General features: G+C 63.6%; 13 protein-coding genes. 5 read left to right on the top strand and 8 right to left on the bottom strand.

The window, feature by feature from the left end; genetic code table 11:
• Positions 1–32: 32 nt before the first annotated feature.
• From BEK68_RS18745 to BEK68_RS18715, 7 genes are all read right to left on the bottom strand, one after another.
• Positions 33–1,205: a PstS family phosphate ABC transporter substrate-binding protein gene (locus BEK68_RS18745; protein ID WP_024542322.1), complete on the bottom strand. Its 1,173-nt coding sequence runs from the start codon at positions 1,203–1,205 to the stop codon at positions 33–35.
• Positions 1,206–1,261: 56 nt separating this feature from the next.
• Complete coding sequence (locus BEK68_RS18740; RefSeq protein WP_024542323.1) at positions 1,262–2,734, bottom strand: PstS family phosphate ABC transporter substrate-binding protein; 1,473 nt, start codon at positions 2,732–2,734, stop codon at positions 1,262–1,264.
• Positions 2,734–3,654 carry a hypothetical protein gene (locus BEK68_RS18735; protein ID WP_024542324.1) on the bottom strand — a complete coding sequence of 307 codons (921 nt, stop codon included), beginning with the start codon at positions 3,652–3,654 and terminating at the stop codon, positions 2,734–2,736. Before BEK68_RS18735 ends, BEK68_RS18740 begins: the two co-directional genes overlap by 1 nt.
• Positions 3,655–3,731: 77 nt before the next feature.
• Positions 3,732–4,607 (bottom strand): ABC transporter permease, encoded by an 876-nt coding sequence (locus BEK68_RS18730; RefSeq protein WP_004632687.1) that lies wholly within the window; start codon positions 4,605–4,607, stop codon positions 3,732–3,734.
• Positions 4,604–5,452, bottom strand: coding sequence for an ABC transporter ATP-binding protein (locus tag BEK68_RS18725; RefSeq protein ID WP_027693600.1), 849 nt, complete (start codon positions 5,450–5,452; stop codon positions 4,604–4,606). Before BEK68_RS18725 ends, BEK68_RS18730 begins: the two co-directional genes overlap by 4 nt.
• A 2-nt stretch (positions 5,453–5,454) precedes the next feature.
• The gene (locus BEK68_RS18720) at positions 5,455–6,456 is read right to left on the bottom strand and encodes an ABC transporter substrate-binding protein (RefSeq protein WP_004632691.1); all 1,002 of its coding nucleotides are present in this window, start codon (positions 6,454–6,456) and stop codon (positions 5,455–5,457) included.
• 377 nt (positions 6,457–6,833) lie between these two features.
• Positions 6,834–8,198 carry a HAMP domain-containing sensor histidine kinase gene (locus tag BEK68_RS18715; RefSeq protein ID WP_004632694.1) on the bottom strand — a complete coding sequence of 455 codons (1,365 nt, stop codon included), beginning with the start codon at positions 8,196–8,198 and terminating at the stop codon, positions 6,834–6,836.
• 219 nt (positions 8,199–8,417) lie between these two features.
• On the opposite strand from BEK68_RS18715, the gene BEK68_RS18710 reads away from it, so the two are divergent.
• The 5 genes from BEK68_RS18710 to BEK68_RS18690 all read left to right on the top strand — a co-directional run bounded on the left by BEK68_RS18710 (position 8,418) and on the right by BEK68_RS18690 (position 12,468).
• Positions 8,418–8,948 (top strand): hypothetical protein, encoded by a 531-nt coding sequence (locus BEK68_RS18710; protein WP_024542326.1) that lies wholly within the window; start codon positions 8,418–8,420, stop codon positions 8,946–8,948.
• Between the two features lie 36 nt (positions 8,949–8,984).
• On the top strand, positions 8,985–10,025 hold the full coding sequence (locus tag BEK68_RS18705) for a YncE family protein (protein ID WP_024542327.1): 1,041 nt from the start codon (positions 8,985–8,987) through the stop codon (positions 10,023–10,025).
• Positions 10,026–10,165: 140 nt separating this feature from the next.
• Entirely contained in the window at positions 10,166–10,375 is a 210-nt protein-coding gene (locus tag BEK68_RS18700; protein ID WP_024542328.1) for an efflux RND transporter permease subunit, read from the top strand.
• Between the two features lie 159 nt (positions 10,376–10,534).
• Complete coding sequence (locus tag BEK68_RS18695) at positions 10,535–11,203, top strand: hypothetical protein (protein WP_024542329.1); 669 nt, start codon at positions 10,535–10,537, stop codon at positions 11,201–11,203.
• Between the two features lie 836 nt (positions 11,204–12,039).
• Positions 12,040–12,468: a hypothetical protein gene (locus BEK68_RS18690; RefSeq protein ID WP_004632703.1), complete on the top strand. Its 429-nt coding sequence runs from the start codon at positions 12,040–12,042 to the stop codon at positions 12,466–12,468.
• A 374-nt stretch (positions 12,469–12,842) separates the two neighbouring features.
• Here BEK68_RS18690 and BEK68_RS18685 read toward each other — a convergent pair whose 3' ends face one another.
• The gene (locus BEK68_RS18685) at positions 12,843–13,421 is read right to left on the bottom strand and encodes a chorismate mutase (RefSeq protein ID WP_404944685.1); all 579 of its coding nucleotides are present in this window, start codon (positions 13,419–13,421) and stop codon (positions 12,843–12,845) included.
• Positions 13,422–13,452: the final 31 nt, after the last annotated feature.

Genomic DNA, 13,452 nt, shown 5'->3' with positions numbered 1-13,452 from the left:
CATCGGCCTGTGTCAGCAGGTCCGTGGCGTTGTCAGTTGGCGCGGCCCTCCACCAATGCGCGCGCGGTGCTCGCCTGCGATGCTCGTAGCGGCACATAGCGTGCATGGTCGAGTACCACCTGCTGCCCCTCGCGGCTGAGTACGAACTTCAGGAACTCCTCCAGTGCCGGGGGCAGCGGCTTGCCCGGGGTCTTGTTGGTGTTGAAGTAGGTCAGGCGGCTCAACGGATACGTGGCCAGGGCAACGTTCTCATAAGTCGGGGCCTGCGGTGTGTCGCCAGCCTTCTCGACCAGTGGCACGAGCTTGACGGGCGCATCCATGTAGGCCATGCCCGAATACCCAATGGCGTACCGGTCGGTAGCGACGTCCTTGGCCATCGGGAACACGAGCTTCTCGAACTTGATGCCATCGCGCCATTCGCCGCGCTTGCCGTCCGCGCTCAGCACCCGCTGGCGCACGAACTCCTCAAAGCCGTTCCAGGGGCGGATGCCGTACAGGTTGATCGGCTTGTCGGCCCACTCGCCGGTCAGGCCCAGGTCGCCCCACTTGGTAATGGCGGCACCCCCACGGGCATGCGTGGACGAGTACATCTGGTCGAGCTGCTGGAAGGTGATCTGCTCGATCGGATTGTCCTTGTTGACGAAGAAGGCGACGGTGTCGAGTGCGCCGAAGTGCCGGTACGAACCGCCCGAGATTGGCACGCTCAACGGGTCGTAGCCGAACTTGGCCTTGAACTTGCTGATGTCATCGGGCTTCAACTCGCGCGAGACGAAGACGAAATCCAGGTCGCCCTTGATCAGCTCGATGGCCCCCAGGCTGCCCGCATACGGCGGCGAGATCGACAGATTGACGTCTGGGTAGTAGGCCTTGAACTTCTCCATCCACTTCTGAGCGAGGACCACCAGCACGTCGGACGCCGCGCCCTTGAAGGTGCCGCTGATCTTGATGTCGCGCCGCGGCTGATAGGGCGGGAGCTGCGTATCCAGCGTGGGCTGCAGGACTTCCGGCGCCGGCAGGTCTCGGCCGTGCTCCACGCCGGCCTTGGCCTGTGCTTCGGTCTGCGGCGTGTTCGTCGGGGTCGTCGGCGTGACCCACATCAGCATGGGCGTCGCGCTCGGCTGTGCCTGCGCGTGGGCCGGCGCCAGCATCGCCAGCGATGCGGCGGCAGCCAGCGCCGTGGCGGCTAGCGTGATGGATCGGTGCATGGCGGTTATCTCCTCTCGTGTTGTCGTTCTATGCCGGTTCGTTTTCGCCTTCCAGCCTATTCGAGCTTGGCAAGCTCTTCCTTCACCTCTTGCGCGGTCAGGGGGTAGTAGCCGGAGTACAGGATGGGCTCCTGACCTTGGCGACTGAGCACGTAGCGCAGGAACTCCTTGATCGCCGCAGGCACCGGCTCGCCCGGGTTGCGTCGCAGCCGGACGTACATGTAGCGCGTCAGCGGGTAGCGGCCATTCGATGCAGTCTCGTGCGTTCCGTTGATGGCGGGGCTGTCGGCGTCCCGGGCTATCGGAACGGGCTTCACCCCCGGCCCGCCGTCTTCGAAACCGCCGAAGCCCATTGCTCCCGTGTCGGCCGCGATGGTTTTTGCGGTGTCGACCACGGACGCCTCGTGCACGGTGTTGCTCCACGCGCCACCCTTGAGCGCCATGATCTGCATCGACATGGCGTTTGGCGTGACGAGGGGCGGTACGTCGAGCGTGATCGGGCGATCGGCCCATTCGCCCGTCAGGCCGAGCTGGCCCCAGCGCGTGATGGTGGGCGATTGGCCGAAAATCGCGGCCAGCTGCTGCAGCGTGAGCCGCTCGATCGGGTTGACCGCATTGACGAACACCGCCTGCGCCGTGGTGCGCTGCTGGGTGTCGAACCCACCCCGCGCGACGCGGATCTCGAAGGGTTCGCGCCCGGCATTCAGTTGGGCGAACGATGCCGCCTCGTCGGGCCAGAGTTCGCGCCCCATGGGGGCCAGATCGGTTTCGCCGGCCATCAGCGCATGGAAGCCGTTCAGTGTGCCGAGGTGCTCCCAGCGGTCACCTTTGCGAACGCCGGGCTGCAGCGCGTGAAAGTCGTGCATCCAGCGCTCCATCAACGATTTCATGCCGTCGCTGCCGACGCTGCGGATCTCGCCCTTGACCGGCGCACCCGCAACGTAGCGGGGCAGCGCGGGGTCGAGCGTGGCGCGATAGCCATCGAGCCTGGGCAGTTCTTGCGCGATCTGGTTGGCGGGCAACGGTGCAAAGCCGGGCTGGTGTGCGGCGATCTGCTGCCCCTCGGGGCTCAACGCAAACGTAGCGAAATCCTTCACCGCCGGTGGCAGCGGCGCGTCGGGCCGCTTGTTGAACGCCAGGTAGACGGGTTTGCCGTTGCGTTGGGCCACCTGCACGAGCATCGGCGTCTTCATCATGTCGCCGGCGAACTGGTGCGCGTAGGGCGCGAGCTCGGCCGGTAGCGGCGGGCGCGTCATCGGGGCGACGTCCGCGAGTTCAAACATCAGCGCGCCGATTGCCGCGGCATCGCCCACATGCTGCCAGCGCGGGCCCCGGTTGAAGCCGGGCTGCCGCTGGTGCAATGCCTGCAGCCACGCGTCCATCAGCGGGCCCATCTCCCGGCTGCCGATGCTGGACAGCGCCGTGGTGCCGGTGCCCGGTTGTGCGGGCACAGCAGCGGTCGCGCAGGCCGCACCGGTCAGCAGCGTGGCCGCCAGCAGCGGGGCGAACGCCTTCCTGAGCTTGAGCATCACGGGTCGATCTCCTCTAGCGCCGGTGTTGCCGCAATGCGCGTCTGCAGTTCGTCGCGCAGCGCAAGGGCATGGGTTGTGAGGGTTTTCGTGTCCTGACCGCTGCCAAAGGCGTAACCGACGTTGAGTGTCCCGACGGCGATGCCGCTGCGGTTGCGGATCGGGAGGTCGACGCCGAAGCGCTTGCCGTTGGAATACACGCCGGTGATGGGAGCGGTGGTGTCGAGCACCTTCAAGTCGTCTGCATCGGCTTTCTTGCCATGGCGCCCGAAGGTAGAGCCCAGCAGGACAAGCTCGCCTTTGGGCTGCACCTTTGCACGCAGGGCCAGCACCGTCACTTCCGGGTGGCGCTGGAGGGCTTCCTCCACCAGCGTCTGCGCCCTGGATTTCGTGGTCACCAGCGGCGCGAACGGGTAGGGGTCCATCAGGTTCGGCAGGCTGAGGATGCGTCGAGACAGCGCATCGCGGATAACGCCGGCGATGCGCTCGAACTCCGCGTGGTTGCCGCCGACCGGATACCGCCAGACCAGGCCCAGGCTGCCGATGGTCTGCCCGCCCACGTCGTGCAGCGGCAGTTCGATCTCGATGCGCTTGTTGCCCTGGTCCATGGCTATGCGGTTCTTGCCGGTGGCGATCACGTCGAGATCATCGGCATCGGCGGCCTTGCCGATGCGGCCGATGTTAGAGGCAATGATGACGTTGTCCGCCGCGTTGGGCGGGGTCACGTGCATCACGACGGCCCGGAGGTCGGGATGCTGTGCGACGGTGCGGTCAACGAGTTCCTGGGCGTAACTCTTGACGGGAAACGCTGCCGGAACCTGGGCTTGCACAACCGATGCGGCAACGAGTGCCACGGCGGCGATGGCGCATTTTGGTACCCGCTTGGCCAATGCCTGGGCGCTTGTCTTGTGGGTCATCATGATGAAGTGTTCGGGTGGGGCACCGACCGGGAACGAGAGGGAAAGGGTTCGCCGGTTTCCAGCGAACCCGTGCCGACTCAGTGCGTGTCCTGCAGCGGTGCCGGACGCCATTTGGCCAGGCGCATTTCTACCAGCGTCATCAGGTATTCGGCCGCGAGCGCCACCACCATGATGATGACGATCGCCGCATACATCCCGGCTGCATCGAACGAGCCCTTGGCGATGTTGATCAGCAGGCCGATGCCGTATCGCGCGCCCACGAACTCGCCGACGATGGCACCCACGATGGCAAAGCCGAAGCTGACGTGCAGCGAGGCGAAGATCCAGCTCATAGCCGACGGGATGACCACCGAGCGCGTCAGTTGCCAGCCGCGCGCACCCAGGATCTGCGCATTGGCCAGCAGGTTGCGGTCGGCCTCACGCACGCCCTGGAATGCGTTGGCGAACACTACGAAGAACACCATCACGAACGACAGTGCCACCTTGGAGGTCAGGCCCAAGCCGAAGATCATGATGAAGATTGGCGCCAGCACCACGCGTGGCACTGAGTTGATCACCTTGATGTAGACCGAGAAGACATCGGACAGCATCCGATTTCGTCCCAGCGCGATGCCCGCGATGATGCCGGCGACCGCCCCCGTGATGAAGCCCAGCATGGACTCCTCCATGGTCACCCACAGGTGGTACCACAGCGGGCCGTCGGACGTGCCTTCGGTCAACCAGGTGTAGAGGCGCGCGACGATCTCCGACGGCTTGGAGAAGAAGAACTCATCGATCAGCTTCATCCGGACCAGCACTTCCCACCCGCCCAGAAAGACGATGAGAATGAAGTAGCGCCAGAAGTAGACGGTCTGCCGGCGACGCTTTGCACTGCGCGCGGCGGCGGCTTCAATCTCTGCCGCCGATGGAACGGAGACGCCGACCGGGGGTTTGAGGGTGGCTTGATTGTTCACGCGGCCTCCTTTGCCACGCGCGCTTCCTCTTGCGAGGCCCCGCGCTGCACTTCTTCGCGCAGATCGCTCCAGATCGTGCGCGAGATATCGATGAACTGCTGGTCGTACCGGATCTCGCTCGCCACGCGGGGGCGCGGGATATCGATCGTGTAAACCGATTTGACGGTTGCCGGGCCGGAGGTCAGTACGTAGACCTTGTCGGCCAGCGTGATGGCCTCTTCCAGATCGTGCGTGACGAACACCACCGACGCCTTCGATTGCGACCACAAGCGCAGCAGCTCGTCGTGCATCAGCACACGGGTTTGTACGTCGAGCGCCGAGAATGGCTCATCCATCAGCAGGATCTGCGGACCGTTGATGAAGGTCTGCGCCAGCGAAACACGCTTGCGCATGCCGCCCGAGAGCTGGTGCGGGAACTTGCTTTCGTGCCCGGACAGATTGACGCGCGCCAGCCATTGGCGCGCGCTGGCGTAGGCCTCATCGCGCGCAACGCCGCGGAACAGCGGGCCTGCGACGACGTTGTCGATCACGCTGCGCCACGGAAAGAGCGCATCGGTCTGGAAGGCGAAGCCGATGCGGCTGTCGATGCCGTCGATCGGGTTGCCGAACAGCCGCACCTCGCCCGCGGAGGGTTTTGCCAGGCCGGTGATGAGGTTGAGCGTGGTGGACTTGCCGCAGCCGGTCGGGCCGACAACGGCAACGAACTCGCCGCGCTCGACGGTCATCGTGAAATCCCGGATCGCCGTCATCGATTTGCCGTCCGGTGTCAGGAAACGGCGACTGACGTTGATCAGCTCGATGGCCGGATTGGAGGTTGCTGCCGTTGGTGCCATTGCTGCGCCCATGATCACTTCACCTTGGTTACGAACTCGGTCGTGTACGTCTTTGCAAGGTCGATCTTCTTGCCCTTCACGTTCGGCGAGAACGCGCTCAGCACCGACAGCACGGTTTCCGGCCCGCCCTTGGGCATCACGCCGTCTGCCGTGAACATGGCCTTGCCGCTTTCCAGCGCCTTGACGTAACCGTCCTTGTCACCCACGTAGAAATCCTTGGGCATCTTTTCGGCAATCTCTGCCGCGCTGTGCGTGTTGATGTAGCGCAGCGTTTTCACGAAGGCGTTGGTGAGTTTCTGCACGGTGGGCTTGTTCTTCTCGACCCAGTCCGTCGGCATATAGAGCGAGGCGGCCGGATAGGTGCCGCCGAGTGCTTCCTTGGTCTTCTCTGCCGTACGCAGGTCGACCAGGACGCGTGCTTCGCCGGTCTTGAGCAGACGCGTGATCGTGGGCTCGGTTGTCATGCCGGCCTGAATCTTGTCCTGCTGCATGGCCATGATGAACGTCGTGCCTGCGCCCACCGGCAGCGAGGTGAACTGTCCGATCGGCACACCGGCCTTGACCATCAGGTACTGCGTCAGGAAATTGGTCGACGAACCCAGGCCGGTCACGCCCATCGTCTTGCCTTTGAGGTCGGCCATGCTCTTGACCTGCGGCAGCTTGCTCGACACCAGCTCGACCTCGCCCGGTGCATGGGCAAGCTGCACGACCGACTCGATGTACTTGCCCTTTGACTGCAGGTCGACGCAGTGGTCGTAGAAACCCACCACGCCCTGCACAGCACCGGCCAGCATCTCATTCTCTGCATCCACGCCGGCGCCTTCGTTGAGCAGCTCAACGTTCAGGCCTTCTTCCTTGAAGTAGCCCAGGCCTTCGGCCAGCTTGGCGGGCAGATAGATGATCTTCTCGTAGCCCCCAACCATCAGGGTGATCTTGTCGGCCGCCTGTGCGGCAGGAGCTGCGGCCATCATGCCGGCGACGGCGGAACACAGCAGGAGTTTGTCTCGGGTTTTCATCGTTATGCGTCCTAGGTTGCGAGGGATCACGTGGTAGTTGGGTCGTTCCAACCGTGCCCATACACTAGACAGCCAGCCTGTCTCGAACGTGAACTGTTTCTGAAAGCGCGTTCAGGTCACGCCGGATTTCGGGGTGGGTTTTCCCTAGATGCCGGTGCTCTGTGAGGGGTGTGCCCGAGCAACCGTGGAGATGACCAGGCGCTAGCAGCGGGCTCGGTGGTTTTGGAGCGAGTGCCGCGCTGGGACCCGTCACGGCGCGGCCGCGCGCAAGGACACGGATGGCGCGGTATCACTCCAGCGGGATCGATCACTGCTCGCGGCAAACCTTTGCGACGCAACGGCAGGCCGAAGTGTCGATCCTGGTCCTGCCGCAGGTATTACGCCGCGGGTGCGGCGGGAATCTCGATCACCACACGCAGCCCGCGCCCGACGTCGCGGCTGGTGGCCCAGATCTTTCCCTTGTGCATTGCGACAATGCTGCGGCAGATGGCCAGGCCCAAGCCGCTGCCGCGCTGATCCTGTCCGGGCGAGGGAAGGCGTACGAACCGTTCAAAGATGCGTTCGCATTCCTCGGGTGTCAGGCCGGGGCCTTCGTCCACCAGGCTGATGCGCCAAATGCCGGCCGCCAATGTCGAATCGAGGTACACCACACCGCCCTGGGGGCTCACCCGCAAGGCGTTGGTCAGCAGGTTCAGCAGGACTTGCCGGATGCGGGGGCCATCGATGTTGACCTCACCTTCGCCGCGGTGTGACCAGTCGAAGACCTTGCCGCCATGCTCGGCCAGGGCCGAGGCATCCTGGCCGAAGGTGCTCAGGAGCGCGACCGGAGACTGCGGGCGCAGTTCGAGGAGCACGGCGCCGGCATCCGCGCGCGAGAGGAACAGCAGCTCATCGATGATCCGGTTTACGCGGCCGAGCTCCTCCAGGATGACGGCCACCGAATCCATCTGCTGCTGCGTCAGGCCCTCACTGACGAGCAGTCGCTCGGCATGCAGCGCCACCAGCGACATCGGCGTCTTGAGTTCATGCGATGCCTCCGCCGCGAAGCGCCGAATCTCGGCAAACGACATCTCCAGCCGGTCGAACATCTGGTTCAGGAACGCCGACAGCTGTGCGATCTCGTCTTTCACATCACCAACCGGGATGCGTTGGCTGAGGTCGTCGGAGCGGATGCGGTTGGCGGTGGCCTGGATCACGCGCACGGGGTGGAGGATCAGCCGGCTCAGGCCGTAGCCCACCGCAACGCTGATCACCAGCGCGGTGCCGAGCAAGCCAAAGAAGACCAGCCGGTATCCGGCCATCAGATCCTTCACCGGGGCCAGCGGCGTGGCCACGATGACATCGAACGGCGCGAGCTGGAACTCACTGACCCGCACCTCGCCAATCGTGCTCATGTTGATCGAATACGCACGCTCCCCCGCAATGTCGGGAATCGACTGCCCATGCAGGTTGCGCGACTTGAAGAACCGGTTCGCCATCGACGCATGCATGTCGATATAGAACAGCGACGACGCTGACTCCGTGGCCTGGCGGATGCGATCGTCGATCTCCGGCGGCGTCAGCTTGGCGTAGTCCCGGCCGAGGGTGGCCTTGAGGTGCTTGAACTGCGCCTCGTTGAGTTCATCGAGTTGCCGGACGAGATAGCGGTCGAGCAGGAAATGGCCCGCGATGAAGAGGCAAGCCAGCGTTGCCGTGACGGTAATGGCATACCAAAGGGTGATGCGGCTGCCGATCGACTTCATGCGGGGTGCTCCAGTCTCATAGCGCGGCGAGGGTGGTTCTCGTGCGGTGCGTGATCAGGGTGCGTGATCGCGTCCCGTTGATGCTATTCGATCCGGCGCCAGCCTGGCTGAATGAATTTTAAGGATCACTACAGGAAGCGTACAGAGTCCCCCACTAGACTGGGCTCACGCTTCCACAGATCGGATGCGACCAACGACATCTCAAGAACGGAGACACCCATGAACAAGTTCTTCAAGCTGGCACTGGCAACAGCACTGACCGGCATGGCCGCTTTGAGCAGTGCGCCCTCCTGGGCGGACAAGAACTGGACACCGCCGTCCCACAAGATCTACGGCCAGAAGCTGTCTGACGAGACGATGTCCAAGCATCCGGAACTGCTGAGCATCACGCTGCATGGCACGCCGCCGGGCCAGACCGACATCTTCACGATGTTTGCGGGTTCCTACCCGGAGCGTATCGGCAACGCGGACGACCCCGATGACATCGACGTGATCAAGAAGGGCATCACCATTGTCGACCCGCGCTGGAACCGCACCAAGGACAACCCGAAGAAGTTCGTCGTGCTGATGCCCATGCGCGATGCCAAAGGCAACAACATCGGCCTGGTGGTCTACGCGTTCAAGAATCCGCCGGCCAACCCGAACACCAGCAGCCAGGAAATGGCGTACCTGAAGAAGTCGAACGCGCTGCGGGATGCACTGGCCAGGAAGATCCCAAGCTACGACGCCTTGTTCGAGCAGGCCAACTGAAGCGGTGCGCCGCATATGTGAAGGGTGAAGACTCCCATGAAAGTGAACATTCGCACGGTCGCCACCGCCGTGGCGCTCGCAGCATCGACGCTGCTGTCCAACGTTGCCTTGGCGGGCGAGCCTTTGCACCTGCTCAGCCGCACGGATCTGCCCGGGTACGACGGTGATTTCGATCATTTCGGTGCGGACATCAAAGGCAACCGGCTGTTTCTGGCCGGCGAAGACGGCGGAACCTTGGAGGTCTTCGATCTGCGCAGCGGCGCACACCTAAAGACCGTCAAAGGCATGGAGACGCCGCACGCCATCCACTATGAGCCGAAGACCAATCGGCTGTTTGTCAGCAACAGCGGCGCCACCCTGAGCAAGGTGCTCGACGGCAAGAGCTACTCGGTGATCGGCACGATCCAGCTGACGCCGGGCGCTGACGTGATGAGCTACGACCGTTCGTTGCGCCGGCTGTGGTTTGTCACCGGTGGGAAGAACGCGCCTACCAAGATGGCCAAGACCCTGGTGACGCGGGTGGATGTTGACTCGGGCAAGACACTGGGCGAAACCACGTTTGATACCGACTTTACGGAAGGCATCGTGGCCGAGCAGGCCGGATCGCGCGTGTTCGTCAATGTTGCCGGCAAGGGCGAGATTGCCGTGCTCGACAAGAGAACGGGGCAACTGCTGAACACTTGGCAGATCAAGGAAGGGAAGGACAACTCGCAGATCGATCTGGACGAGACGAACAAGCGCTTGTTCGTGATCACCCGCAAGCCGTTCAAGCTCGTGGTCATCAATACGGAGACCGGGCAATCGGTGGCGAGCTTCGATGCGCCGGGCCGCACCAACGGCATGATGTTCGACGCAAAGAACCGCCGCATCTACGCAGCCGGCGACGACTACATTGCCGTGTTCCGTCAGCGCGATGCCGACCACTATGACGAGATCGCGCGGGTGCCTTCGGAAAAGGGCGCAAAGACGGCGTTCCTGGTACCCGAACTCCACCGGCTGTACGTGGCCGTTGGCGGTTCGGCGGACACCAAGGCCGGACTGCTGCGTTACGACGTGCTGCCCGGCAACGCGAAGTAGCGCTGCAGCGTCGGGCGCATCCCTGTGCGACCTGCGTGTCGCCGGGGCGCGCTGCGCCTGCCGCGCCCTTCTCGCACGCTCTCTAACCCTGGGCAATGCTGCTGCGTACGGCACGAGCGTTGTCTGGAGCAAGCCGCTGTATGACGCAAGTGCGAACTTCGCCCGCGAGCGCCTGCATTGGCGCCGGCGCTGAGCTGCGCCAGCCGCTCGGCGTTTCGATCGTGGGCGGCCTGCTGCTCTCGCAGCTGATCACGCTGTTCATCGCGCCGGTGCTTTACCTCGGGTTTGACTCGCTTGGCGCGTCGCGCGCGCGTCCGGAGCCCATGTCCGCCATCTCCTCCCAATCCTGAGCGGACGCATTCATTTCCTACTTCACCCATCAAGAGACGCTTATGCATCAGCCATTTTCGAGCAGCGTGAGAGCACGTCTGCGCCGCACAGCGCGCTGGTTGGCACTCATTGCGAGTGCCGCAATCGCCGGGCCCGCTCTGGCGCAAGGCGGCCCGCCTATGGTGACAGACGACCCCGAAACGCCCGGCGATGGCCATTGGGAGGTCAACCTCGGCTCGATCGCAACCCGTACGCACGGGCGCCTGGAGGTGGCCGCACCCGACGCCGACATCAACTACGGCTGGGGCGATCACATCCAGCTCAAGGCCGACATTCCCTGGACGTTTGTCCGTGACGATGGCCAGCGGTGGAAGTCGGGGCTGGGAACTGGCAACTTCGGCGTGAAATGGCGCTTCATTGATCAGGAGCAGGCGGGGTTCTCGGTGTCGACCTATCCGCAGTACAGCCACAGCATGCTCGATGGATCCACGCGGCGCGGCATTGCGAGCGACGGGCACGAGTTCTTCCTGCCGCTTGAGTTGGCAACCGATGTCGGAGGTTTCGGGGTCTCGACCGAGGTTGGCCGCAACTTCGTTTCGGGCGGCGGCGATAGCCAATGGATTGCGGGCATCGTTGCTGGCCACGCCTGCGGTGAAGGGCGCGAGTGCATTGCCGAGGTGCGCAGGACGCAGGCCCCCGGCGTACACCACACGTTGCTGAACCTCGGCATGCACTGGAAGATCAATGACACCTACACGCTGCTGGGCGCGGTCGGCCGCGAGTTCGGAGCGCCCGCCGAAGATGGGCAGCAACTGCTGGTCTATCTGGGCCTGCAGATCACCCGATAACGTGGTCGATGGTGTGCGCGCAACCCGCATGTGGTGAGACGGAGGAGCACGGCATGGATCGCCCTCCGATCGACGACCGGTGGGCATCGATCGATTTGCTGCCCCGCCGGCGAAGCCATGGCGCTTGCGCTATCCGGGGCGCAAACCGCGTCCGCATCGGGTTGCTCGGGCCGGCATCCTGTTTGTGCTCGGCACGGGCGTCCGCTGAAGCCAGTTGCCGGCGGAAAGGCGGGGCAGGACTCAGTTGCTGGCGCCGGCTGCACGAGCGGCAGCGGGCACGCAGCGGGATTGACTGCTCGGCGCTATGTTCGCGCTGATGGCGGCGCCGAGCGTATCGATGGTTCGCGGGTGGCTTAGGGATACGACACCGGCATAACCGGCATTCAACAGGCGTGAAGCAACGGCAGTTCCATGTGAGCGGGAAAGAACGCCCTATGCCTCATCTATGTTTTGCCACTCAGACTACCCTCGATGGAGGCACCCAACAGGAGGCATGTCTCGTGAATGCGCTCAGATCGTCCCGATTCAAGCGATGGCTTAGCAATGTTCCTAATGTGACTTTCTCATTCTGCGTGCCCAAGAGCCTGTCCCCCACCGTCGGAGAAACTACCGCCGTCTTCCTCGCGGTTTGCGCTGGCCTTGGCCAGGTGTAACCCGTTTGGCAATGGCGTCACTACCGGCTGTTGCCCTGATAGTGCAGTAGCGCACGAAGCGCTGCATCCCATGGATCTACTGATTGTCCGCTGTCCTAGTGAGCGCGATCGGTACCCAGAGCACGGATCTATTGACCGACGGCCCTCCGACTCATCCGCACCGCCAGCCTCGAGGGAACACCCATGCGCCATTCTCATTGCTCAATCGCTCGCTCTGTCGCCGTTGCGGCTGCCGCTGTCTTCGTGTCGCTTGGGGCAGGCTGTTCCAAACCGACAGATGCAAACTCTGCGGGCACGGATAGCGCTTTCGCAGCGCGCTCGGCGTCCAAACTCGGAGACCTGACCTCGTTCCGAATCATCGTCGCCGACGCGGCCAACTTCGTGGATGAGGGAAACCTGGCAGCCGCGAAAACGCGAATCAAGGATCTCGAGGTCGCCTGGGACTCGGCTGAAGCCAGCTTGAGGCCCAGAGCACCGGACGATTGGCAACTTCTGGACAAAGCCATTGACCGCGCATTGGCGGCGCTGCTAGCCGACCCTCAGGACTCTACCGATTGCAACGCGGCCATGGAAGTGTTGCTCGAGACCTTGAATTCGCTCAGCAGAAGTTGACCACCAGGCCTTGCTGGCGGGGTGCAGCGATTGAAGAATGGCTCATCCCACGAATGCGCTACGTTTGAGACGCTGCGAGCGATTTCGGCATTTTCGTTCTTTGTTTTGGAACCGCGAATGAAAACTTTGGCGGGGGAGGCGGATTTCTAGCTGCAGCGCAGGCCTACCGGATGAGAAGTTTGACCCGGCAGGCCCAGGGGGCACGTTTGTCAATCAAGGCGTTGCAAGCGCCGGAAATGAGAACCCTATTTTTGGCCGATAGTCGCGGCGCTGAGAACATCGCCTCTTCTCGCATAGCCGGTCTTCTTGGGCCGGCTTTTTTGTTCTCGTCTGCGGCGCGTGCCCGTTGAGGACCGCGCCGTTTTTTCATGGGATCAGCGGGTGGAGCAGAGCCGTGCCGTTGCACGGTCCAGTGCAATGCGATGCAGGGAATCGAGCGATTTCTCCTGCGCCACACGGCCGGTTTCGTTCGCCACCTGCACGGGGCAGTCCGCCTGGCCGCGTGCCGTGGCAGCCTCGCGCAAGGCTTGCAGGATGGATTTCTGCAGTTCGTCCAGCTTGGGGCGAATCACCTCCGGCAGGCTCTGCCGCTGCGCGGTGGGCGCGGCTCCAGTCCGGCGCCAGTCGTTCAGCAGGGCGTACTGCACTTCCTTGTTCGCCTCGATCTGGTCTGTGAAGACGTCGCTCACGTCCGCCGCCGCCAGGCCGTAGGCGGTCGCCTGCGACGAGGCGTTGGCGATGACCTTGGCTTCGCGCGCGGGGTCGTAGACCGGCTGGCCGCTGTCCCATTTGCTCAGTGCGACCTGATCCGCGGTAACGAGGCGATCGGCCAGATGGCGGAGCAATGGCGCGACGGCGCTTTCCTGCGCGTGAGCCGGGGCGACGCAGCTTGCCGCCAACAACAGGGCGCAAGCAATTCGGGGTGTCATCAACGTGTTAAAGGCGTTCTTCATGCTCGGTACCGGCTGATTGCCGCGTGTCATG

Origin of the sequence: Ralstonia pickettii (assembly GCF_001699815.1) — a bacterium.
Taxonomy (GTDB): Bacteria; Pseudomonadota; Gammaproteobacteria; order Burkholderiales; family Burkholderiaceae; genus Ralstonia; species Ralstonia thomasii.
Note: the sequence above shows the minus strand (reverse complement) of the source record. Positions and strands in the feature narration are given on the sequence as shown.

Excerpts from the sequence above, each read along its gene's own strand:
- BEK68_RS18725 (WP_027693600.1), bottom strand. The coding sequence starts at position 5,452 with ATGGGCGCAGCAATGGCACCAACGGCAGCAACCTCCAATCCGGCCATC.
- BEK68_RS18740 (WP_024542323.1), bottom strand. The coding sequence starts at position 2,734 with ATGCTCAAGCTCAGGAAGGCGTTCGCCCCGCTGCTGGCGGCCACGCTG.
- BEK68_RS18685 (WP_404944685.1), bottom strand. The coding sequence starts at position 13,421 with ATGAAGAACGCCTTTAACACGTTGATGACACCCCGAATTGCTTGCGCC.
- BEK68_RS18715 (WP_004632694.1), bottom strand. The coding sequence starts at position 8,198 with ATGAAGTCGATCGGCAGCCGCATCACCCTTTGGTATGCCATTACCGTC.
- BEK68_RS18690 (WP_004632703.1), top strand. The coding sequence starts at position 12,040 with ATGCGCCATTCTCATTGCTCAATCGCTCGCTCTGTCGCCGTTGCGGCT.
- BEK68_RS18735 (WP_024542324.1), bottom strand. The coding sequence starts at position 3,654 with ATGATGACCCACAAGACAAGCGCCCAGGCATTGGCCAAGCGGGTACCA.
- BEK68_RS18700 (WP_024542328.1), top strand. The coding sequence starts at position 10,166 with ATGACGCAAGTGCGAACTTCGCCCGCGAGCGCCTGCATTGGCGCCGGC.
- BEK68_RS18720 (WP_004632691.1), bottom strand. The coding sequence starts at position 6,456 with ATGAAAACCCGAGACAAACTCCTGCTGTGTTCCGCCGTCGCCGGCATG.
- BEK68_RS18745 (WP_024542322.1), bottom strand. The coding sequence starts at position 1,205 with ATGCACCGATCCATCACGCTAGCCGCCACGGCGCTGGCTGCCGCCGCA.
- BEK68_RS18705 (WP_024542327.1), top strand. The coding sequence starts at position 8,985 with ATGAAAGTGAACATTCGCACGGTCGCCACCGCCGTGGCGCTCGCAGCA.
- BEK68_RS18710 (WP_024542326.1), top strand. The coding sequence starts at position 8,418 with ATGAACAAGTTCTTCAAGCTGGCACTGGCAACAGCACTGACCGGCATG.
- BEK68_RS18695 (WP_024542329.1), top strand. The coding sequence starts at position 10,535 with ATGGTGACAGACGACCCCGAAACGCCCGGCGATGGCCATTGGGAGGTC.